This is a genomic window from Diaphorobacter nitroreducens, from assembly GCF_002214645.1.
Lineage (GTDB): Bacteria > Pseudomonadota > Gammaproteobacteria > Burkholderiales > Burkholderiaceae_C > Diaphorobacter > Diaphorobacter nitroreducens.
The window spans coordinates 3031616-3053345 of the sequence record NZ_CP016278.1; the positions used below are offsets into that span (position 1 = coordinate 3031616).

Genomic DNA, 21730 nt, shown 5'->3' on the forward strand with positions numbered 1-21730 from the left:
CTGTAAAGACCCGCAAGCGGGCCGGCTTTCATCCGTGACGGCGCATCAGTCGAAGGGCTGGGGGCGCTTGGTCGCATCGCTGGAGGGCGGCAGGATCGGCAGGGCGATCTGCGGCTGATCGCCCGTGAGCGTCTTGAGGAAGGCCACGATGTCGGCGTTCTCCTGCGCGGTGAACTTCTTGCCCAACTGGATGCGGCCCATGGTGTCCACGGCCTCGGCCAGCGTGTCGGCAGCGCCGTCGTGGAAGTAGGGGTAGGTCAGTTCCACGTTGCGCAGCGTGGGCACCTTGAAGTTGAAGCGCTCGGCGTCGTTGCCCGTGACGGCGGAGCGGCCCTCGGCCGGGTTGTCCGTCTTGTATGCCTCGACCAGGCCCATCTTCTGGAAGGAGTTGCCGCCCAGGTTGCGGCCGTTGTGGCAGGCCACGCAGCCGCTGGTCTTGAAGAGCTGGTAGCCGCGCAGTTCCTGCGCCGTGATGGCCTTCTTGTCGCCCTTGAGCCATTGGTCGAAGCGCGCGTTGGGAGTCACCAGCGTTTCCTCGAACGCGGCGATGGCGGCCGTCACCTCGTCGATGGTGAGCTTGTCATGCCCGAAGACCCGTTTGAACTCCGCCACGTACTGGGGAATGGAGCGCAGCATGTCTACCGCGAGGTCATGTGAGAAGGCCATCTCGCCCGGGTTGGCGATGGGACCGCCCGCCTGCTCTTTCAGGTCCTTCGCGCGGCCGTCCCAGAACTGGGCCAGGTTGAGGCTGGAGTTCAACACCGTGGGCGAGTTGATCGGGCCTTTCTGCCACTTGTCGCCGATGGAGGTCTTGAGGTTGTCCGAGCCGCCCATGCTCAGGTTGTGGCACGAGTTGCACGAGATGAAGCCCGAACGCGACAGACGCGGATCGAACCACAGCTTCTTGCCCAGCGTGACCTGGGCGGGGTTGGTCACCTTGTGGGGCGCGATGGGCTGCACGGGCTCCTGTGCGCCGGCGCTGCCCATGGACAGCAGGGCCGCAGCCGAGACGATGCCCAGGAAGAACCGCGCGGCGGGACGGGAGGAGGGGGACTGGCTTTGCATAGGGGACTCCACTTCTTGTTCAGCGAACGTTCAAAGCGCTGCACGCCCGAGCACCCGGGGCGCCCCTGCGGGCCGCACAGCAGGTGTTCGCTGTGAGAGTCATTCTTCGGGAAGACCCTGAGTAATGGCTTGATGCAAAACAAAGCCAAAAACATTTTCAGCAAAATGGTCTTTCAGCAACCCAGCGCCATCACCAAGGCATGCCGCGTGGGCCGCAGGGCCCCGCCAGAGGCAAGGTCAACGGCCCCGCAGCAGTTGCACCGCGTGTGGCAGCGAGCGCGCCTGCGGCAGCCAATGGTCCAGCGCCGCGCCCAGGGCCACCGCGCACAGCAGGGCGCCAAGCAAGGGCTTGCCCGTCAGGCGCCAGGCCGCGCCAAGCCAGCCCGCGCGCTCCGCGCCCATCAGCGCCCGTGCCGAGGCCACGGAGAACGCCAGTTCGACGGCCACGGCCAGCAGCACCTCGCTGCCAAAGTACAGCCACGCCAGCGCACCCGCACCCCCCAGCAGCGCCACGCCCACCACGAAGATCGCCACCACCGGCACGACCACCACGGCGGCTTCGTCGGCGCTTCCCGCGGCCTCCAGCGCGCCCGAGGCCGCGTCGCCCAGATCACCGCCCCATCCGGTGCCGCCAGCGCCATCTGCGACCGGCGCTTCCCACTGCCCAGTCGCGCCCGCCCCGCCAAAGTCGCCGCCACCGCCGTGCAAGGGTGGCGCGGGGCCCTGCGGCCCCGGGCCGGCGGGCCAGCCCGCATCGGGTAGCAGGTCCAGCCCGTCGGGCGCATCGCCCGCATCGCTGCGCCGGCGCAGCAGCCATGCGGCCCACAGGCGCAGCACCAACAGATAGACCCCATATCCCACGCCCAGCGTGGCCAGGTAGCGCAGCGCCAGCGACGGCACGCCCAGCGCCATCTGCGCATGGGACACCGCCCACATCACACCCAGGATCAGACTGCCGAGGCACCAGCCGTGCAGCCGCAGGGCATGGCGCTGGCGCAGGCCCTCCTGCAGCCGCTGCGGCAGGCGCATGCCGCGCCACGAGGCGCCCGTGCGGCCGCGCACCCGGACCATGGAGGGAATCAGTCCTGCACCACCACGGGCACGCGCGGTGCCAGCGCGCACATCAGCTCGTAGCCGATGGTGCCGCCCGCTTGCGCTACCTCGTCGATGGGCAGCACGGCGCCGTTGGCGGCGCGGCCCCAGAGCGTGACCTCGGCCCCCAGCCCCGCGCCGGGCACGGGCGTGAGGTCCACGGCCAGCATGTCCATGCTCACGCGCCCGATGGTGCGCGTGCGCACCCCGTTCACCAGCACGGGCGTACCGGTATCGCAGTGGCGCGGATAGCCGTCGGCATAACCGCAGGCCACGATGCCGATGCCCAGCGGCCCCTGCGCCGTGAAGCGCGAGCCGTAGCCCACGGTGTCGCCCGCCTGCAGCTGCTGCACGCCGATGATGCGCGAAGCCAGCGTCATGGTGGGCTGCAGGTCCCAGTCGGCCGCGCGGCGCTCGGGATGGTCGGGCGCGCTGCCATACAGCACGATGCCCGCGCGCACCCAGTCCAGCCGCACCTGCGCATCACCGCCGTGGCGCAGCAGCGCGGCGCTGTTGGCGATGCAACGCTCGCCCGGCAGGTCCTGCGTGGCGGCGTGGAACGCCTGCACCTGGTGCGCGATGCCGCGCGGGCCGTCGGCGTCGCTGAAGTGGGTCATGCACGAGATTTCGTCCACCTGGGGCAGCGCGTTCAGGCGCGCCCAGGCGCTGCGGTAGCGCTCGGGCGTGAAGCCCAGGCGGTTCATGCCGGAGTTCATCTTGAGGAACACGCGGTGCGGCACCTGCGTCTTGTGCGCGGCCAGCCAGTCGATCTGCGCATCGCAGTGCACGGCATGCCACAGGCCCAGGCGCGAGCACAGCTCCAGGTCGCGCGGCTCGAACACGCCCTCCAGCAGCAGGATCGGGCCGCGCCAGCCGAGAGCGCGCACGCGCTCGGCCTCGGCCAGGTCCAGCAAAGCGAAACCGTCGGCGGCGCGCAGGCCTTCGAACACGCGCTCGATGCCGTGGCCGTAGGCGTTGGCCTTGACCACCGCCCACACGCGCGCATCGGGCGCGGCACGGCGCGCGCGCTCCAGGTTGTGGTGCACGGCTGCGGGATGGATGGTCGCAAGAATGGGGCGCGGCATGGGGGTGTTTCTACGGACTGGACGGGGGCCATTCTGGCACTGGGCGCGCAGGGTCGCGTGATATAACCGCCCGTCGCTCCTCGGAGTGTTTCGAATTTTCACAGGCCATCATTCCCGCTGATGGAGCCACCAGCCACCCGATGAAGCGCGGTTTCTACACCATCATGTCGGCGCAGTTTTTCAGCTCGCTGGCCGACAACGCATTGTTCGTGACCGCGGTGGAACTGCTGCGTACGAGCGGCGCGCCGGAGTGGCAGCGCGCGGCGCTGGTGCCCATGTTCGCGCTGTTCTACGTGGTGCTGGCGCCGTGGGTGGGCGCATTCGCCGACTCCATGCCCAAGGGGCGGGTGATGTTCATCAGCAATGCCATCAAGGTGGTGGGCTGCCTGATGATGCTGTTCGGCCACCACCCGCTGCTGGCCTACGCTGTGGTGGGCCTGGGCGCGGCGGCGTATTCGCCGGCCAAGTACGGCATCCTCACCGAGCTGCTGCCCGCATCCCAACTCGTGAAAGCCAACGGCTGGATCGAGGGGCTGACCATCGCCTCCATCATCCTGGGCGTGCTCGTGGGCGGCCAATTGGTCGCACCCCACATCGCCGGCCATCTGCTGGCGCTGGACATGCCGGGCATCGATCTGGGCATCGACCTCGCGGCCGAAGCCGCCATCCTGGCGCTGGTGCCGGTGTACATGCTGGCGGCGTGGTTCAACCTGCGCATCCCGCACACGGGCGTGGAGATGCGCCCCCTGCCACCCAACCCGCTGGCGCTGCTGCCCGACTTCTGGACCTGCAACGGGCGCCTGTGGCGCGACAAGCTCGGGCAGATCTCGCTGTCCACCACCACGCTGTTCTGGGGGGTGTCGGGCAACCTGCGCTACATCGTGCTGGCCTGGAGCGCCGCGGCCCTGGGCTACAGCACCACGCAGGCCTCGGCCCTCGTGGGCGTGGTGGCCATCGGCACGGCCGCGGGCGCGGTGGCGGCGTCCCTGCACATGCGCCTGGACATGGCTACGCGCGTGATCCCAATGGGCATCGCCATGGGCCTGCTGGTGATCCTGATGAACGTCATCAGCAACATCTGGCTGGCCATTCCGTTCCTGATCCTGCTGGGCGGGCTGGGGGGCTTCCTGGTCGTGCCCATGAACGCGCTGCTGCAGCACCGCGGCCACAACCTGATGGGCGCGGGCCGCTCCATTGCCGTGCAGAACTTCAACGAGCAGGCCGCCATCCTCGGCATGGGCGCGTTCTACAGCCTGTCCACCAAGTTCGGGCTGTCGGCCTTCGGTGCCATCACGGCCTTCGGCATGCTGGTGGCGGGCGTGATGTGGCTGATCGGCCGCTGGCACGCGCACAACGTGCGCAGCCATCCCGAGGAAGTGGAGCACCTGCTCTCCATCGCCCGGCACGACCACCACTGAACCGGCGCCTGGGGCCACCCCGCGCAGCCCCGCGCGCCCGCCGTCGCGCCGGCACAATGCGCCGCAAAGGCTGGGCGTCTTCGCGCCTTCACCACTCTGTTTTTGATAGCTGCTTGCGCTTAACAGTTAAGCGCTACGGCCACTTTTTGCATGCAATCTCCGCTTCCCGCCCTGGCCTTGCTGTTCAACGCCTTCATCTGGGGACTGTCCTGGTGGCCGTTCCGGCAGATGCACGGCGCGGGACTGCACCCGCTGTGGGCCACGGCGCTCATGTATGGGGCCATCCTCCTTGTGCTGCTGGCGCTGCGGCCGGGCATCTCCGCGCAGCTGCGGCAGCACCGGGCCCTGTGGTTGCTGGCGCTGTGCTCGGGCCTGAACAACGTGGCCTTCAACTGGGCCATCACCATTGGCGACGTGGTCCGCGTGATCCTGCTGTTCTATCTGATGCCAGCCTGGAGCGTGCTGCTGGCCTGGCGCTTCCTGGGCGAGCGGCCCACGCCGCAGGCGCTGGCGCGGCTGCTGCTGGCCTTCAGCGGCGTGCTGCTGGTGCTGTGGCCCGCCGAGGGCGGCCTGCCGCGCCTGCTCGCCGCCCTGACGCTGGCCGATCTGCTCGCGATCCTCGGCGGCTTCACGTTTGCCGTGACCAACGTCACCCTGCGCCGCCTGCACGCCGTCCCGGGCCAGGCGCGCATGGTCGCCATGTTCGGCGGCTGCATGCTCATGGCGCTGCTGGCGGCCCAGCTGGGCCGATCCCTGGGCCTGGTGCCGCCCTTTCCACCGCTGAACGCCACCTGGGCCTGGGTGGCGGCGCTTCTGGCGGTCGTGCTGCTGATCGGCAACTGGGCGCTGCAGTTTGGCGCCGCGCGCCTGGCGGCGGGAACGACGGCGATCATCATGCTGTCGGAGGTGGTGTTCGCCAGCGGCTCCTCGACGCTGCTGGGCGCGGCACAGCTGACGGGCGGGACCCTCTCCGGCGGCGCGCTGATCCTGCTGGCGGCCGGCTGGTCGGTCTGGCGGCCACGGGCGCATGCAGCAGGCACACCCCATGCCCCCAGTGATAAGGTGACGGACACACGACCGGAGGCCCCATGACCACTGCGTATGACTTCGACGCGACACGCATCGACGGCACACCCCAGCCACTGAGCGACTTCCGCGGTCAGGTGCTGCTCATCGTCAACACCGCCAGCGCCTGCGGCTTCACGCCGCAGTTCACCGGCTTGCAGGCGCTGCATGAACGCTATGGGCCGCGCGGGCTGGTAGTGCTCGGCTTTCCGTGCAACCAGTTCGGCCACCAGGACCCGGGCAGCAACGACGCCATCGCGGGCTTTTGCCAGCGCAACTATGGCGTGCAGTTTCCCATGATGTCCAAGATCGACGTCAACGGCAGCGACGCGCACCCGCTGTACCGCTGGCTCACCGCCGAAGCGCCCGGCGTGCTGGGCACCAAGGCGATCAAGTGGAACTTCACCAAGTTCCTGGTCGGCCGGGACGGCCAGGTGATCCGCCGCTACGCGCCGCAGGAAGCTCCCGAGAAGCTCACGGTCGACATCGAGGCAGCGCTGGCGGCCTGAGGCGAAGCGGTTTTCACAAGCGGTCCGGCGCGACATACACGCTCCACAAAGGCAGCGGCAAGTACAGCCCCGATACCGGCCTCCGGGCCTGCCAAGACCAGCCAAGGCAGCAAGCGGGCTACGGCCCGCGGCTCTCACCGTGCCATGCTGCGTGGGTACTCCGTGGGGGGACAGGTTTGCAGCGCGCGCGCAGACCCGGCGCTGGACTGCGGCCGGCGGTCAGGACGGCCCATGGCAATCCATCCCCGCAGCGGAGGAGCAAAAAAGGTCAGGAGGAGAACGCGGCGCCGTCCAGCCCCTCGGCCGGGCAGTCACGCATCCGGGCCTCGACCTGGCGCAGCAGGTCGGCCAGGGTCTTGCCGGGCTCCTGGCGGAAGCGCTCGTCCAGCACCTCGAAGGCCGCGATGCGGTCGATGCGAAAGCCCCGGAAGTCATCGCGCAGCTCGCACCAGGCCGACAGCGTCCACACCTTGCCCCAGTAGAAGCAGCCCAGCGGCCGCACGCGCCGCAGGCTGGGCCGCCCCTGCACGTCGGCGTAGTCAAGCCGCACCACATGGCAGGACTGCACGGCCTCGCGCAGCGCCTGCAGCGCGGCCTGGGCGCGCGTATCCAGCCCAGAGCCCGGCGCGTAGAGCGCTTGCGCCTCGGCCGCCGCGCGCGCGGCGGGCGGCAGCACCGAGAGGATCTTGCCAAGCGCACCCTCGATCTCGCGCGCCATGCCGCCATCGACCCAGGTCTGCGCAAGCCGCGCGGCGGCCACGAGGGCGTTGGCCTCGCCCTGGCTGAACATCAGCGGCGGCAACTCGAAGCCCGCGCCCAGGCGGTAGCCCACGCCGGCCTCACCTTCAATGGGTATGCCCTGGTGCTGCAGGTCGGCCACGTCGCGGTAAATGGTGCGCAGCGACACTTCCAGCCGCCCGGCGAGAAAGGCGGCCGTGGACAGGCGCCGGCCCCGGATGAGCTGGACGATCTGGAACAGGCGGTCGGCACGGCGCATGGAATCTCAGGCCACGGAAGGAATGGTCCGCATGGTACGGTGCCGGGTGCCAGGCAGGACAGCGCCCGTGCCTGCACTCAGAGCAGCACGCCGATGTGTAGGGCGACGCACTCCGGCCCCTCGTAGCATTCGAAGTCGGTGTCGAAGCGGCGCCGCACCTCGGGATGTTCCTCGAAGTAGCGCCACGCGGCGGCCCAGGCGTCGAGCACCATCTGCGGCATGGGCCCCTCGCAGTGGAACACCAGATAGCTGCCCGGCTGCACCTCGATGCGGGCCGCGCCCACCGGCGGATCGGCCTGCACGGCGGCCGACACGCCGGCCGTCACGTCGAAGGCGCCATGCTGATCGGACTCATAGGCACTGTAGACGCCGTAGAGGCGCCCATCGGCCCCGGGGCCGGGCAACTGGCGCGCCCAGCTTTCGGTGAAGAATTGGTCCCACAGTGCGCCTATGCGCGCCCGTTCGGGCTGGGCCTCGTCTCGGTTGCAGGTACGCACGGCAACGCCCGCCACGCTGAACGCCGGCACCTGGACGGTGATTGGGGTCATGGAAATCTCTCCTGAACGGAATCCAAGAACGCGCCGATGCTGCCGCCACCCTGCTGACAACGGGATGTCAGCAGGGTGTGCGAGCCGGCGCCTCAGCGCGCCATGGCGTGCAGGCCGATGGTGTTGCCCTCGGTATCGCGCACGTGGGCGATGTACCCCATGCCCTGGGGCAGCTGCGTGCAGGCATCCACGACCTGGCCACCGGCAGACACTACACGGGCCAAAGCCGCCTCCACGCTGGGCTCGCAGTCCAGGTAGATGCGCACGCCCGCGTCAGGCGCCGCGCGGCGCTGCGGGCCCGCCACCAGGCAGCCGCCCGTCGCGGGATCGTCCTTGGAGAACAGGGCCATGGGTTCGCTGCCGAAGTCTTCGCGGCGCATGGGGCGGTCCAGCATGCGCTCGTAAAAGGACTGCGCACGGCCGAGATCGGCGCACGGAATCTCGAACCAGTTGATGGCCTGGCTGGATGAGGGGGTGGTCATGGAGGGGCTCCTTGAAAGCATGTTGCGAAGGACTCCATGCTGCGGGGAAGCTGCTGACAGCGTCGTGTCAGCAGCCTGTCACCACCCCTCGCGCCGCGCTCAGGCGCCCGGTGCGCGGCGCTGCCGTGCCCGCTCGAGCATCTGCGCAGCCTGCCGAGCGGGCAGGCCGTACATGTCGGCAAAGGCCTCGGGGGTCTGGCCGCTGGCCTCGAAGGCACGCAGCAGCGCCTCGGCCTTGGCATCGCGCTCGGCCACCTCGGCAAAGGCTTCATCGAGCAGGGCGTTGGCCTTCTCGTCGCGGCCGCGCACCAGCGCGTCATAGGCCTCGCGCGTGAGGCCGCTGGCCTCGAACGCCTGGGCAATGCGCCGGCGCAGCTTGGCCGTCAGGTCCTCGCCGTCCTGCGGCTTGCGCCGGCGGAACACCTCCAGCAGCGCGTGGTGCACATGCTCGGGCGCCATGTCCTCCACGGGCTGGCCCTGCAGGTCGTGGCGCTTCATGCCCTGGGCCACCGCATTCAGATAGCGCGTGGACCGCGTGTGGATGGAGAGGGCGAGCTTGAGTGCGTCCTTGTCGATGGCTTCGCCATGCGCGGCCAGCAGGTCCTGGAAGATGCCGCGCTTGAGCGGGAGGAACTGCGCCCCGAACAAGTGCGGATACCAGCCCGCCAACTGCTCCAGCAGCGGATGCGTACGGCGGGGTGCACCCGCCACGGGGCCGCCCTTGGCGCCGGCCTGGGGCGCATCGCCTGCGGCCTGCGCTCCCGGCTCACGCCGCCCCCCCGCGCGGCCACGGCCGCCGCGGCGATTGGCCCTGGGCGCGCGTGCGGCGCCGCTGTCAGCGGCAGGTGCCGGGCTGGCCGACGCGGGGCTCTCCGGTGTCGCATGGCCTTCGGCCGCGGGGACCGCAGCAGCGGTGGGTGGCACGCCTTCTTCGTGGATCGGAGCGGGTGCGTTCACGGTGTCGTTCATGGCTCGAAAGCGCGCGGCCGGGCCCCGAAAGCCCGCCTCGCGCGGCGGTCAAAACCCGCCATCATGCCAGCAATGCAGCGTCCAGCACCTCCACCCAGTGCTTCACGGGAATGCCCGTGCCGCTTTGCAGGTGGGTGATGCAGCCCATGTTGGCCGAGAGGATGGCCGCAGGCGGCTGCTCGGTGAAGGCCTCGCCCAGCGCGCCCAGCTTGCGGTCGCGCAGCTGGTACGACAGTTCCGGGTTGAGCACCGAGTAGGTGCCGGCCGAGCCGCAGCACAGGTGCGACTCGGTGCGCGCCACGCGCAGCTCGAAGCCCAGCGCCGCCAGGTGCCGCTCCACGCCGCCGCGCAGCTTCTGCCCGTGCTGCAGGGTGCAGGGCGGGTGGTAGGCCAGCGGCGCCGCGGGAGGCTGGATGCGCCCGCGAAGGCGCTCCACCAGATCGGGCAGCAGTTCCGACAGATCGCGCGTAAGGGCGCTCACCCGCGCCGCCTTCTCGGCGTACTGCGCGTCGTTGCGCAGCAGGTGGCCGTATTCCTTCACGGTGACGCCGCAGCCCGAGGCATTCATGACGATGGCCTCTACCTCGCCGCGTTCCACATAGGGCCACCAGGCGTCGATGTTGGCGCGCATCTGGGCGAGGCCCCCTTCCTGATCGTTCAGGTGGAACTTGACCGCGCCGCAGCAGCCCGCCTCGCGCGCCACCACGGTCTGTATGCCTGCAGCATCCAGCACGCGCGCCGTGGCATTGTTGATGTTGGGCGCCATGGACGGCTGCACGCAGCCCTCCAGCAGCAGCACCTTGCGCGCATGGCTGCGCGTGGGCCAGGCGCCCGCGTCCTGGCGCGGCGGCACCTTGGCGCGCAGGCGCTCGGGCAGCAGGCCGCGCACGGCCTGGCCCACCTTCATTGCCGGGGCAAAGAGCGGCGATGGCAAGCCTTCCTTGAGCATCCAGCGGGCCGCCGCCTCGCCACGCGGGCGCGGCACTTTTTCCTCGACGATGCGCCGGCCGATGTCCACCAGATGCCCGTACTGCACGCCGCTCGGGCAGGTGCTCTCGCAGTTGCGGCAGGTCAGGCACCGGTCCAAGTGCAACTGCGTCTTGCGCGTGGGCTCGGCCCCTTCCAGCACCTGCTTGATGAGGTAGATGCGCCCGCGCGGTCCGTCCAACTCATCGCCCAGCAACTGGTAGGTGGGGCAGGTGGCAGTGCAAAAGCCGCAGTGCACGCATTTGCGCAGGATGGCCTCGGCCTCCTGCCCTTCGGGCGTGCCCTGGTACTGGGGTGCGAGCTGGGTCTGCATGGTGTGTCGTGGAGATCGTGGAGGGGTTAGCGGCGCGCGGGGGCGTCTTCGGCGGGTGCGGGAGCGCGGCGCGCGCGCCACAGCTGGGCCAGGCGCTGGCGGTCGGCGGCGAGGGGGGGCAGCGACAGCGCCAGCAGGATGGACGCCAGCGGCACCACCCAGATGAAGCCCACGTACTTGAAGCCCGCCGCGCCGACCACGCCGCCGGCGGTGAACATGCCCAGCAAGCTGGCGAACATGCGCAGGCGCGTCTTGTTGGCATGCACCTGCGACTCGCGCGGCGTCCCGCTGCGGTTCCAGTACAGGGCCTTGCCCATCTCGATGCCGAGGTCGGTGACGATGCCCGTCATGTGCGTGGTGCGGATCTGGGCCGAGGACATCTTGGTCACCACCGCGTTCTGCAGCCCCATGATGTAGGCCAGCAGCAGCACCGTGAGGGGCACGGCGAACGGCGTGCGCCAGCCCAGCGTGATGGCCCCCATCAGGCCGAACAGCAGCATCAGCACCGCCTCCAGCAAGAGCGGCAGCGCAAAGCCGCTGCGCAGGTGCTGGTGGCGCGCCCAATTGACGAGGATCGCCGTGGAGCCCGCGCCCGACATGAAGGCCCACAGCGTGCCAATGGCGCTGAGCACCAGCGTCATGTTGCCCAGCACCAGGTTGTCGGCCACCAGCGAAAGGAAGCCCGTCATGTGCGAGGTGTACATGTGCACGACCAGAAAGCCCCCCGCGTTGATCGCCCCCGCGTTGAACGCCAGCAGCAGGCCCAGCGTGCGGTTGGTGACCGTGGTGCGGTGCCGCCCGGTCAGGTGGCGCAGCAGGCGCATGGCTAGACGAGGCGCCCGGGGTTGAAGATGCCGGCCGGGTCGAACGCCTGCTTGAGCCGCTGGTGGATCGCAGCGAGCGCCGCAGAATTTGCATCAAAAATGGCTCTAGCGCTTATCCCATCTGCGCTAGCAGCTATGAATAGAGAAGCACTACCCCCCACCTCGGCGGCGAGTGCATGCAGCGCATCGCCGTGCTGCGGCAGCGCCTGCACCCAGCGCAGACCGCCGTGCCACTCCACCAGCGGGGACGCCACGCCCGCGGGCAATGCCAGCACGGGCGCGGTCTGGGGAACCGACAGGCGCCACAGCGCATGGTCTGCCGCGCGCGCGGCGAACCAGGGCAGGCGCTGGTCGCGGCAAGCCTGCCAGTCGTCAGGCACGGTGGGAGCGTCTTGCAACTCACCTCCCATGCTGCGGCAGGCGGCCTGCACCGCCGCCTGCGCGCCACGCAGGCGCACGTAGAGCTGGCCGCGGCCCGCATCCTCGACCCAGCAGCTGGCGTTGAGCGGCAGCGGCTGGCCGCCCCAGGCGTTGAGGCGGCGCAGCGCCTCGGCCTGGTCGCAGTCAAAGCGCAGCGTGGCCTCCGCCGGCGGCACCGGCAGCACCTTCAGGCTGACCTCAGTGATCACGCCGAGCTGCCCCCAGGCCCCGGCCATGAGGCGCGAGACGTCATAGCCCGCCACGTTCTTCATCACCTGGCCGCCAAAGCGCAGCAGCTCGCCGCGCCCGTTGATGATCTCCACGCCCAGCACGTAGTCGCGCACCGCGCCCACGCTGGCGCGCGCCGGGCCCGACAGGCCGGCCGCCACCATGCCCCCTACGGTGCCGCCTTCGGCAAAGCGTGGCGGCTCGAACGGCAGGCTCTGGCCATGGCGCGCGAGCAGCGCCTCCAGCTCCGCCAGCGGCGTGCCGGCGAGCGCGGTGACCACCAGTTCGCTGGGCTCGTAGCTCACGACGCCGGCCAGGGGCCGCATGTCCAGCGGCTCGCCGGCATGCTGCGGCGCGCCCGGGCCATGGAAGTCTTTGGTGCCTCCGCCGCAGATGCGCACGGCGCTGCGGCGGTCTGCGCTGTCGCGCACGCGGTCGATGATCTGGCGAAGGGCTGCGTCCATCCGGCGATGGTACTGCCCTGCCCTTTCGGGCGGCCGTGGCGCAGGTTTGATTTTTTTGAACGCGCGGCGTGAATGGCGCTGGCAGCCATGCGCGCCGCAGGGGTCAGCGCTGGCCGACCTCGCACCAGGCCACGGGCAACCCCTCCACGGCCACGCGGGTGGACAGCACCTGCCCCGACTGGGGCCAGCGCGCCAGCTCATCGGCACTGCGGCCCTTGCGTGCAGAGGTGACGAACAGCGTGTGCCCGTCCGGCCCACCGACGCAGGGCATGGTGGGGCAGGACAGCGGCGTGGGCAGCTCGGCCAGCACCTCGCCGCGCGGCGACAAGCGCAGCACACGCGCGCCCTCGTACAGCGCGCACCAGTAGGCGCCTTCGGCATCCACGGCGGCACCGTCCGGGCGGCCGCCATAGGGGACTGCCTCATCGCGCGCCGCAAAGCGGTGCAACACACGCGGCGCCCCGATGGGCTCCAACTGCGCGTTGCAGTCCCAGGCGCGGATGGTGTGCGAGGGCGTGTCGCTCCAATACAGCGTGCGCCCGTCCGGCGACCAGGCCAGGCCGTTGGCGGTGGCCACGCCGTCCAGCATGCGGCGCACCGTGGGAGCATCGGGGCCGCCCTGGTCCCCGCCGCGCAGGTCGATGCAGTACAGCGCAGCGACGGGCTGGCGCGGGCCCTGGACGGGCTCATGCACCGTGCCCACCCACAGGCGCCCGAGCGCGTCGCACTTGCCGTCGTTGGCACGCTCGGTCGCCGGGTCGATGGGCAGGTGCGCCAGCGTGAGGAGCGGCCCGCCCCAGCGCGGCGCGTGGCAGATGCGGTCGCGCAGCGCCACTACCAGGCCTGCGGGTGTGCCCCCCTGGCGCGCCGGCGCGATGCAGCCGGGCTCGGCCGGCAGGGGCCAGCATTGCGCATCGCTCCCGTGCACGCCGCTGCGCCACAGCGCGCGGCCGGCGATGTCCACCCAGTACAGACGGGACTCCAGGGGGTGCCAGAAGGGAGATTCGCCGAGTTGCGCAGGCGCGGCGGCCAGGGGCGTCCAGGCAGTGTTCATACAGGCATTATTGGCCCCGGGCCCGCGCGCCGCACAAAGAAAAGGCCCGCCAAGGGCGGGCCCAAACACGGGACAGGGAGTTACTCGCTTGTAGTCGGAGGGCCGCCGCGCCACCACGCGGCGCCCGCCATTCAACGGTGGTAAGCCGTCTCGCCATGGGAGGTGATGTCCAGGCCCTCGCGCTCGGCCTCCTCGCTCACGCGCAGGCCCACCAGCAGGTCGGCGACCTTGTAGGCGATGAAGGACACCACGCCCGACCACACGATGGTGAACAGCACGCTCTTGACCTGCACCCACACCTGCGCGCCCATGCTGAAGGTGTCGGGCGTCAGGCCGCCGGTGCCGCCCAGGCCCTGGGCCGCGAACACGCCGGTGAGTATCGCGCCCACGATGCCGCCCACGCCATGCACGCCAAACACGTCGAAGGCATCGTCCACGTTCAGCATCTTCTTCAGGCCGCCCACGCCCCACAGGCAGACCAGGCCGGCAATCAGGCCGATCGCGATGGAGCCCATGGGGCCCACGAAGCCCGCGGCGGGCGTGACCGCCACCAGGCCGGCCACCGCGCCCGAGGCCGCGCCCAGCATGGAGGCCTTGCCCTTGTGCAGCGCCTCGCCGGCAATCCACGACAGCGTGGCGGCCGAGGTGGCCAGCACCGTGTTCACGAAGGCCAGGCCCGCAACGGCGTTGGCGGCACCTGCAGAGCCGGCGTTGAAGCCGAACCAGCCCACCCACAGCAGCGACGCGCCCACCATGGTCAGCGTGAGCGAGTGCGGAGTGAACGCTTCGCGGCCAAAGCCGATGCGCTTGCCCACCATGTAGGCACCCACCAGGCCCGCGATACCGGCGTTGATGTGCACCACGGTGCCGCCCGCAAAATCGAGCGCGCCGTCGGCCGCCAGCAGGCCGCCACCCCACACGATGTGGGCCATGGGCACGTAGCTGAAGGTGAACCACAGCAGCGCGAAGATGAGCACGGCCGCAAAACGCATGCGTTCCGCAAAGGAGCCCACGATCAGCGCCACGGTGATGGCCGCGAACGTGCCCTGGAAGGCGATGAACACGTATTCGGGAATGGTCGCCAGCGCACCAAAGGTTTCCTGGCTCACGCCCTTCAGGAAGAGCTTGGACAGGTCGCCCACGAATTGGCCCTCGCCGGAGAACGCGAGGCTGTAGCCGTAGATGGACCACAGCAGCGACACCAGGGCGAAGATCACGAACACCTGCATCAGCACGGACAGCATGTTCTTGGTGCGGCCCAGCCCCCCGTAGAACAGGGCCAGGCCCGGGATGATCATCAGGATCACCAGCAGCGTGGAGGTCAGCATCCAGGCGGTGTCGCCCGAGTCCACCTTGGGCGCGGCGGGCGCCTCTGCCGCGGGGGCGGGTGCGGGTGCCGCAGCAGGTGCTGCGACGGGCTCGGCAGCGGGCGCAGGCGCGGGGGCGACGGCCACGGGCTCCGAAGCCGCCGCGGCCGCGTCGGGTGTCTGGGCCAGCGCGCCGGCGCCACCGGCCAGCAGGCTTGCACCGATCAGTAGGGAAGCAAATAGTTTTTTCATGGCAGATCTCTGGGTCGGGAGGGACGAATGCCTGTGCGGCGCGCGCTCACAGGGCTTCCTGGCCGGTCTCGCCGGTGCGAATGCGCACCACCTGCTCCAGGTGCGCCACGAAGATCTTGCCGTCGCCGATCTTGCCGGTGCGGGCCGCGCCTTCGATGGCCTCGATGACGCGTTCCACCAGCTCGTCGGCCACGGCGGCCTCGATCTTCACCTTGGGCAGGAAGTCCACGACGTACTCGGCGCCGCGGTACAGCTCGGTATGGCCCTTCTGGCGGCCAAAGCCCTTCACCTCGGTCACGGTGATGCCCTGCACGCCGATGTCCGACAGGGACTCGCGCACCTCGTCGAGCTTGAAGGGTTTGATGATGGCGGTGACCATTTTCATGATCGATTCCTTGTCGAGAGTTAGAGGGTCTTGGTGAGGGAGACGATCAGGCGGGCCTTGTTGGCATCGCCGAAGAAGCCCTTCTTGTTGGCTCCGGCAACCGCCGCGGACAACGACAGGCCGGCGCCGAAGTCGTAGGCGCCGCCCACGCTGTAGTCCACGTAGTTGGGCACGCCCAGGTCCTTGATGTCGCTGGCAAAGCGCGTGTAGCCCACGGACGCCTTCAGCGTGACGCTGGGCGCAACCTCCTGCGCAAACGCCAGGTTCAGGTAGCCCGTGTTGCGCCCACGGTTGCTGGAGGTCTTGGCGCCCGCCCAGCCGAAGTAATCCTTGGACACGGTGTGCGAGTACTTGGCCGTGAACGGGCCGTACGTGGCCGCGCCATACAGCTCGGTGGTGTTGCCGTTGGTGTTGCCTGGGTACACATACGTGAGCGCGCCCACATCCAGGTCCACCTCGCCGGCCTTGAATTTGTAGCCACCGTAGAAGTCGGCCTCGATGGAGTTGCCGGACAGCCAGTCCACGCTGGAGTTCCAGTTGCCCACGTAGAAGCCACTGTCGCCAAAGCTGTAGTCGAACCCGCCCTGGATGGCCGGGTTCACGGCCTTGATGCGGTTCACGTCCTGGTCCTGGCCGCGGAACTTGTAGTTGCTGGTCAGCGACACATTGGCAGTGAGCTGGGCGCTGGCAAGGCCCGGTACGGCGACGGCCGCAAAAGCGAGGGCCAGGGTCTTGAGGGAAAAGCGGTGCATGGTTCCTCCAGTGTTGGGCGACGGTTGACACCCCCTCAATGCATGGACCGTGCCACCCCGAAATCCGCCCCGCGACGGCCTGCCGGGTACCATCCTGAGGCATACGTGCAGTCACAGGGGTTGCAGCCCGGCGCATTTCGCACCAGCCTGGTGCAGGGCGGCCCCCTTGCGCATCCGTCGCCATGGTTGCACGCACATGCCTGGGGAGATCCGTTGCGATGAGTCTTGCTTTGGTGCAAAGCCGCGCCCTGCTGGGCCTGCACGCGCCCGCCGTTACTGTGGAAGTACACCTGGCCAACGGGTTGCCCAGCTTCGCGCTGGTGGGCCTGGCCGATGTCGAGGTCAAGGAGGCGCGCGAGCGCGTGCGCTCCGCGCTGCAGAACGCCGGGCTGGAATTCCCGGCCAACAAGAAGATCACCGTGAACCTGGCGCCGGCCGATCTGCCCAAGGACTCCGGCCGCTTCGACCTGCCGATCGCGCTGGGCATCCTGGCCGCGAGCGGGCAGATCGACGCAGCCCGGTTGGACGGCTGGGAGTTCGCCGGCGAGCTATCGCTGTCGGGCCTGCTGCGCCCGGTGCGCGGCGCCCTGGCGACCAGCTTGGCGCTGCGCGCGCTGGCGCAGCCCGTGCGCACGGTGCTTCCCCCCGGCAGCGCCGAAGAAGCTGCGCTGGTGCCGGGCACCGAGATCTACCGCGCGCACCACCTGTTGGACGTGGTACGCCAGTTCGTGCCCGTGCCCCCGCCGAACGATGATGGCGCGGACGACGGCGGTTGGCAGCGGCTGCAACCCGCGCCGCCGGCCCCGGCCACCGATGGCCCGGACCTGGCCGACGTGAAGGGGCAGGCCGCGGCCAAGCGCGCACTGGAGATCGCCGCCGCCGGCGGGCACGGGCTGCTGCTCGTGGGGCCCCCGGGCTCGGGCAAGTCCATGCTGGCCCAGCGTTTTGCCGGGCTGCTGCCCCCGATGGGGGTGGAGCAAGCGCTGGAGAGCGCGGCCATTGCCAGCCTGGCCGGGCGCTTCAGCCCCGCACAGTGGATGCAGCGCACCACAGCCAGCCCGCACCACAGCTGCAGCGCGATCGCGCTGGTGGGCGGGGGCTCGCCGCCGCGCCCGGGCGAGATCTCGCTCGCGCACGAAGGCGTGCTCTTCCTCGATGAATTCCCCGAATTCGCCCGCAGCGCCCTGGAGGCGCTGCGCGAGCCGCTGGAAAGCGGGCGCATCACCATCGCCCGGGCGGCGCAGCGCGCCGAGTTCCCGGCGCGCTTTCAGCTCGTGGCGGCCATGAACCCCTGCCCCTGTGGTTTTGCGGGCTCGCACCAGCGCGCCTGCCGCTGCACACCCGACCAGATCGCGCGCTACCAGGGCAAGCTCAGCGGCCCGCTGCTGGACCGCATCGACCTGCATGTGGAGGTGCCCGCGCTGCCGCCCGAGGAACTGCTGGGCGCCCCGCCCGGCGAACCCAGCGGCGCCGTGCGCGAACGCGTGGCCCGCGCGCACGAACGAGCGCTCCAGCGCCAGGGCAAGGCCAACCAGGCATTGCATGGCCAGGAGCTGGAACAGATGGCGGCGCTGGACGCGCCGGCCGCGCGGTTCCTGCAGGCCGCGGCGGCGCGCCTGGCGTGGTCGGCGCGCAGCACGCACCGGGCCCTCAAGGTTGCACGTACTATTGCCGATCTATCGGGCTGCGAGACCGTGGGCGCCGCCCATGTGGCCGAAGCCGTGCAATACCGGCGCGCCCTGCGCGCACCGGCGTGACGCTCCACCGCTGCCCTTCCTTGTTTGAATCCTCCTGAAGATCCTATGAAAAACCTCAGCATCGGCACCCGCCTGGGAGGCGGCTTCGCCCTTGTCCTGCTGCTGATGGCCCTGATGACGGCCTTTGGCGTATGGCGCCTGCAGACCGTGGCGCAAGCCACCAACGAGATGACGCAGCAACCCCTGGCGGTGGAGCGCATGATCAGCGACTGGTACCGCTACGTGTACAGCGCGGCGCGGCGCACCTCGGCCATCGTCAAGAGCACGGACCCCTCGCTCGGCCAGTTCTTCGCGGCGGACACCGCCACCTCCACGCGCGAATCGGCCGAGCTGCAAAAGCGTATCGAGACGCTGCTCACCAGCGACGAGGAAAAGGCCCTGTGGGCCGACATCCAGAAGGCGCGCGTGACCTACCTGTCCTCGCGCGACCAGGCCGTGAAGGCCAAGGCCGAGGGCCAGCTGGAGGAGGCCGAACGCCTGCTCACCCAGGTGTACCTGCCCGCCACCGACCAGTACGTGGCGCTGATCCAGCGCCTGCTGGACATGCAACGCTCCCGCATCGACGCCACGGCGCAGGGGATCAATGTCACCTATGGGCAAAGCCGGCTGTGGCTGATCGTGCTGGGCGTGCTCGGCCTGGGCGCAGGCGCCCTGTGCGCATGGTGGCTCACACGCGGCATCACGCGGCCGCTGGCGCAGGCCGTGCAGGTGGCGCGCGCCGTGGCGGCCAACGACCTCACCAGCCGCGTGCAGGTCGACTCGCGCGACGAGACCGGCCAGCTGCTGCAGGCGCTGCAGGAGATGAACGCCAGCCTGTCGCAGGTGGTGGCGCGCGTGCGCTCGGGCACCGACGGCATCGCCACGGCGTCCAGCCAGCTCGACGCAGGCAACCAGGACCTGTCCTCGCGCACCGAGGAGCAGGCCAGCTCGCTGCAGGAAACCGCCGCCTCGATGGAGCAGCTGACCAGCACCGTGCGCCAGAACGCCGACAACGCGCGTCAGGCCAACCAGTTGGCCTCCTCTGCCGCGCAGACGGCCACGCAGGGCGGCCAGGTGGTGGCCGGCGTGGTGCAGACCATGGGCGCCATCAACGCCAGCAGCCGCAAGATCAGCGACATCATCGGCGTGATCGACTCGATCGCCTTCCAGACCAACATCCTGGCGCTGAACGCCGCGGTGGAGGCCGCACGCGCCGGCGAGCAGGGCCGCGGCTTTGCCGTCGTGGCCGGCGAGGTGCGTGCACTGGCACAGCGCAGCGCGGCTGCCGCCAAGGACATCAAGGGCCTGATCGGCGACTCGGTCGCCAAGGTGGAGGAAGGCTCCCACCAGGTCGAGGAAGCCGGCCGCACCATGGACGCCATCGTGCAGAGCGTGCAGCGCGTGAGCGACCTGGTGGCCGAGATCACCGCCGCCAGCCAGGAGCAGAGCGCGGGCATCGAGCAGGTGCACCAGGCCATCACGCAGATGGACCAGGTCACGCAGCAGAACGCCGCACTGGTGGAGGAAGCCACCGCCGCCACGGGCTCGCTCAAGGCCCAGGCTGGCCAGTTGGCCCAGGCAGTGAGCGTGTTCCGCGTGGAAGGCCTGCAGGCCGCCCAGACGGCAACGGCAGCGGCAGCGCCCGCCCCCCTCCGCCGGCCCGCACCGGCCACAACGACCACAACGACCAAGCCCCCCGCAGCAGCGCGCACGCTGGCGGCGCCCGCCCGCCCACCGGCAGCGGCCAAGGCGGCCCCGGCCGCCGCGCGCCACAGCGACGACGATTGGGAAGCCTTCTGAGCGCCCCGGGCGGGGATGCCCCACCCGCCTCGTTTTGCTACGTTGTTTATAGCTGCTAGCGCTTATATAACAAGCGCTACAGCCCAAAAATGCAGTAAAGCAACCAGGCGCAGCCCCGATGCCGGGCGTCAAACGAACATGCCGCCCGATGCCTCGATGCGCTGCGCGTTCACCCAGCCCGTGCCCGGCTGCAGCAGCGCAGCGATCACGCCACCGATGTCGTCCGGCAGGCCCACGCGGCCCAGCGCGGTCTGGCCGGCGATGAAGGCGTTGAGCTGCGCGTTGTCGCGCACGGCGCCGCCGCCAAAATCCGTCTCGATCGCGCCAGGCGCCACCACGTTCACGGCAATGCCGCGGGCGCCCAGTTCCTTGGCCAGGTAGCGCGTCAGCACCTCCACCCCGCCCTTCATCGCCGCATAGGCCGCGTAGCCCGGTAGCGCGAACCGCGCCAGGCCCGACGACACGTTCAGGATGCGCCCGCCGTCGTTCATCAGCGGCAGCAGCTTCTGTGTGAGGAAAAACACGCCCTTGAGGTGGATGTTGACCATGTCGTCGAACTGCGCCTCGGTGGTCTCCATGAAGCTGGCATACACGCCCACGCCGGCGTTGTTCACGAGGAAGTCGAAGCGCTCGCGCTGCCAGTGCCGCGCCAGCACGTCGCGCACCTGGCCTGCGAAAACGGTGAAGGTGGCGCTGGCCGCCACGTCCAGGGGCAGCGCCACGGCGCGGCGGCCGAGGGCCTCGATCTCGGCGACGACGGCCTGCGCCTCGGCGGCCTGGCTGCGGTAGGTCAGGATCACATCGGTGCCGGACCGCGCCACGTGCAACGCGGCATTGCGGCCCAGTCCCCGGCTGCCGCCGGTGATGAGGGCGATGGCCGGGCGGGCGGCCATGCCGGCGGTGGCCGTAGAGGAGGAAGAAGATGCGGCGTGGCTCATGGCGGGAACCTTTCAGTGAGGAGTGAGAAGCAGTGAGCGGACTCTATTGATCCGCGCTGCATCCATAAATCACTGAAAATTGATCGCATCGTTCTTTGGATACGAACAATGAGCCCGTTTGACCGCATGCACATCTTCGTCCGCGTGGCCGAGCTGGCCAGCTTCACGCAGGCCGCCGAAGCGCTGGGCATCCCCAAGGCCAGCGCCTCCACCGCCGTGCAGCAACTCGAAACCCAGCTTGGCACGCGCCTGCTGCACCGCACCACCCGGCGCGTCCAGCTCACGCAGGACGGGCAGGCCTATTACGAGCGGTGCAAGGATCTGCTGGCGGACGTGGACGAGCTGCAATCCATGTTCCAGCACCCCGACGGCGCCGGCCTGAAAGGACGCGTGCGCATCGACATGTCCACCGGCATGGCGCGCAACGTGGTGGTGCCCCGCCTGCCCGAACTGCTGGCGCGCCACCCCGGTCTGGAGGTGGAGCTGAGCAGCACCGAGCGCCGCGTGGACGTGGTGCGCGAAGGCTTCGACTGCGTGCTGCGCACGGGCGCCGTGGTGGACAGCAGCCTGGTCGCGCGCCCGCTGGGGCTGGTGCGGCTGGTCAACTGCGCCAGCCCGGCCTATCTGCGCGCGCATGGCACGCCACGCTCGCTCGCCGACCTGCCGGGCCACCGGCTGGTGCATTTCGTGAACACGCTGGGCGCCCGCTCTGCAGGCTTCGAGGCCGTGGTGGATGGCGCACTGGTGCTCACCCCCATGCAGGGCGCCCTCACGGTGAACAATGCCGAGGCCTACATGGCCGGCTGCCTGGCGGGGCTGGGCCTGATCCAGGTGCCGCACCTGGGCGTGGTGGACCTGCTGGCGCGCGGCGATCTGATCGAAGTGCTGCCGCAACTGGCCGCCCCGCCGATGCCGCTCACGCTGATGTACGCCAACCGCCGCAACCTGCCGCGGCGCGTGCGCACGGTGATGGACTGGCTGGCGCAGGTGGTGGCGGAGCATCTGGCGCAGGTGGCCGCCGCCTGAGCGGCCTGGCCCCC

21 protein-coding genes are annotated in these 21730 nt (G+C 69.9%); 6 read left to right on the forward strand and 15 right to left on the reverse strand.

What is annotated here, in order from left to right; genetic code table 11:
• Positions 1–45 precede the first annotated feature (45 nt).
• From BA022_RS14285 to alr, 3 genes are all read right to left on the reverse strand, one after another.
• A complete protein-coding gene (locus BA022_RS14285) occupies positions 46–1065 on the reverse strand; it encodes a cytochrome-c peroxidase (RefSeq protein ID WP_088887888.1) in 1020 nt (339 codons plus the stop codon).
• 237 nt (positions 1066–1302) lie between these two features.
• Positions 1303–2136: a hypothetical protein gene (locus BA022_RS14290; protein WP_088887889.1), complete on the reverse strand. Its 834-nt coding sequence runs from the start codon at positions 2134–2136 to the stop codon at positions 1303–1305.
• Between the two features lie 8 nt (positions 2137–2144).
• The gene (alr, locus tag BA022_RS14295) at positions 2145–3242 is read right to left on the reverse strand and encodes an alanine racemase (protein ID WP_088887890.1); all 1098 of its coding nucleotides are present in this window, start codon (positions 3240–3242) and stop codon (positions 2145–2147) included.
• A gap of 140 nt (positions 3243–3382) precedes the next feature.
• Between alr and lplT the strand changes: the two genes are divergently transcribed.
• The 3 genes from lplT (at position 3383) to BA022_RS14310 (ending at position 6234) form a co-directional block, all read left to right on the forward strand.
• Positions 3383–4660 (forward strand): lysophospholipid transporter LplT, encoded by a 1278-nt coding sequence (gene lplT, locus BA022_RS14300; protein WP_088887891.1) that lies wholly within the window; start codon positions 3383–3385, stop codon positions 4658–4660.
• A gap of 150 nt (positions 4661–4810) precedes the next feature.
• A complete protein-coding gene (locus tag BA022_RS14305) occupies positions 4811–5752 on the forward strand; it encodes a DMT family transporter (protein ID WP_088887892.1) in 942 nt (313 codons plus the stop codon).
• Entirely contained in the window at positions 5749–6234 is a 486-nt protein-coding gene (locus tag BA022_RS14310; RefSeq protein WP_088887893.1) for a glutathione peroxidase, read from the forward strand. Before BA022_RS14305 ends, BA022_RS14310 begins: the two co-directional genes overlap by 4 nt.
• Positions 6235–6502: 268 nt before the next feature.
• Here BA022_RS14310 and BA022_RS14315 read toward each other — a convergent pair whose 3' ends face one another.
• From BA022_RS14315 to BA022_RS14365, 11 genes are all read right to left on the reverse strand, one after another.
• Positions 6503–7231, reverse strand: coding sequence for a helix-turn-helix transcriptional regulator (locus BA022_RS14315; RefSeq protein ID WP_012655293.1), 729 nt, complete (start codon positions 7229–7231; stop codon positions 6503–6505).
• A 77-nt stretch (positions 7232–7308) separates the two neighbouring features.
• Positions 7309–7779 carry a GyrI-like domain-containing protein gene (locus BA022_RS14320; protein WP_012655292.1) on the reverse strand — a complete coding sequence of 157 codons (471 nt, stop codon included), beginning with the start codon at positions 7777–7779 and terminating at the stop codon, positions 7309–7311.
• 92 nt (positions 7780–7871) lie between these two features.
• Positions 7872–8261 (reverse strand): VOC family protein, encoded by a 390-nt coding sequence (locus tag BA022_RS14325; protein WP_228403613.1) that lies wholly within the window; start codon positions 8259–8261, stop codon positions 7872–7874.
• Between the two features lie 99 nt (positions 8262–8360).
• Positions 8361–9230, reverse strand: coding sequence for a ProQ/FINO family protein (locus tag BA022_RS14330; RefSeq protein ID WP_088887895.1), 870 nt, complete (start codon positions 9228–9230; stop codon positions 8361–8363).
• Between the two features lie 61 nt (positions 9231–9291).
• Positions 9292–10530, reverse strand: coding sequence for a glycolate oxidase subunit GlcF (gene glcF / locus BA022_RS14335; protein WP_088887896.1), 1239 nt, complete (start codon positions 10528–10530; stop codon positions 9292–9294).
• A 26-nt stretch (positions 10531–10556) separates the two neighbouring features.
• Positions 10557–11354: a YoaK family protein gene (locus BA022_RS14340; RefSeq protein WP_088887897.1), complete on the reverse strand. Its 798-nt coding sequence runs from the start codon at positions 11352–11354 to the stop codon at positions 10557–10559.
• 2 nt (positions 11355–11356) lie between these two features.
• Complete coding sequence (gene glcE / locus BA022_RS14345; protein WP_088887898.1) at positions 11357–12466, reverse strand: glycolate oxidase subunit GlcE; 1110 nt, start codon at positions 12464–12466, stop codon at positions 11357–11359.
• A 103-nt stretch (positions 12467–12569) separates the two neighbouring features.
• On the reverse strand, positions 12570–13520 hold the full coding sequence (locus tag BA022_RS14350) for an SMP-30/gluconolactonase/LRE family protein (RefSeq protein ID WP_088887899.1): 951 nt from the start codon (positions 13518–13520) through the stop codon (positions 12570–12572).
• Positions 13521–13651: 131 nt separating this feature from the next.
• A complete protein-coding gene (locus BA022_RS14355) occupies positions 13652–15079 on the reverse strand; it encodes an ammonium transporter (protein ID WP_088887900.1) in 1428 nt (475 codons plus the stop codon).
• 46 nt (positions 15080–15125) lie between these two features.
• A complete protein-coding gene (gene glnK, locus BA022_RS14360) occupies positions 15126–15464 on the reverse strand; it encodes a P-II family nitrogen regulator (RefSeq protein ID WP_011803632.1) in 339 nt (112 codons plus the stop codon).
• A 20-nt stretch (positions 15465–15484) separates the two neighbouring features.
• Positions 15485–16216, reverse strand: a complete 732-nt coding sequence (locus BA022_RS14365) for a TorF family putative porin (protein ID WP_088887901.1) — start codon at positions 16214–16216, stop codon at positions 15485–15487.
• A gap of 218 nt (positions 16217–16434) precedes the next feature.
• On the opposite strand from BA022_RS14365, the gene BA022_RS14370 reads away from it, so the two are divergent.
• On the forward strand, positions 16435–17973 hold the full coding sequence (locus tag BA022_RS14370) for a YifB family Mg chelatase-like AAA ATPase (protein WP_088887902.1): 1539 nt from the start codon (positions 16435–16437) through the stop codon (positions 17971–17973).
• Between the two features lie 45 nt (positions 17974–18018).
• Entirely contained in the window at positions 18019–19752 is a 1734-nt protein-coding gene (locus BA022_RS14375) for a methyl-accepting chemotaxis protein (RefSeq protein ID WP_088887903.1), read from the forward strand.
• 128 nt (positions 19753–19880) lie between these two features.
• Here the strand turns inward: BA022_RS14375 and BA022_RS14380 are convergent, their stop codons facing one another.
• A complete protein-coding gene (locus tag BA022_RS14380; protein WP_088887904.1) occupies positions 19881–20690 on the reverse strand; it encodes an SDR family NAD(P)-dependent oxidoreductase in 810 nt (269 codons plus the stop codon).
• A gap of 108 nt (positions 20691–20798) precedes the next feature.
• Between BA022_RS14380 and BA022_RS14385 the strand changes: the two genes are divergently transcribed.
• Complete coding sequence (locus tag BA022_RS14385; RefSeq protein ID WP_187305970.1) at positions 20799–21716, forward strand: LysR family transcriptional regulator; 918 nt, start codon at positions 20799–20801, stop codon at positions 21714–21716.
• Positions 21717–21730 lie beyond the last annotated feature (14 nt).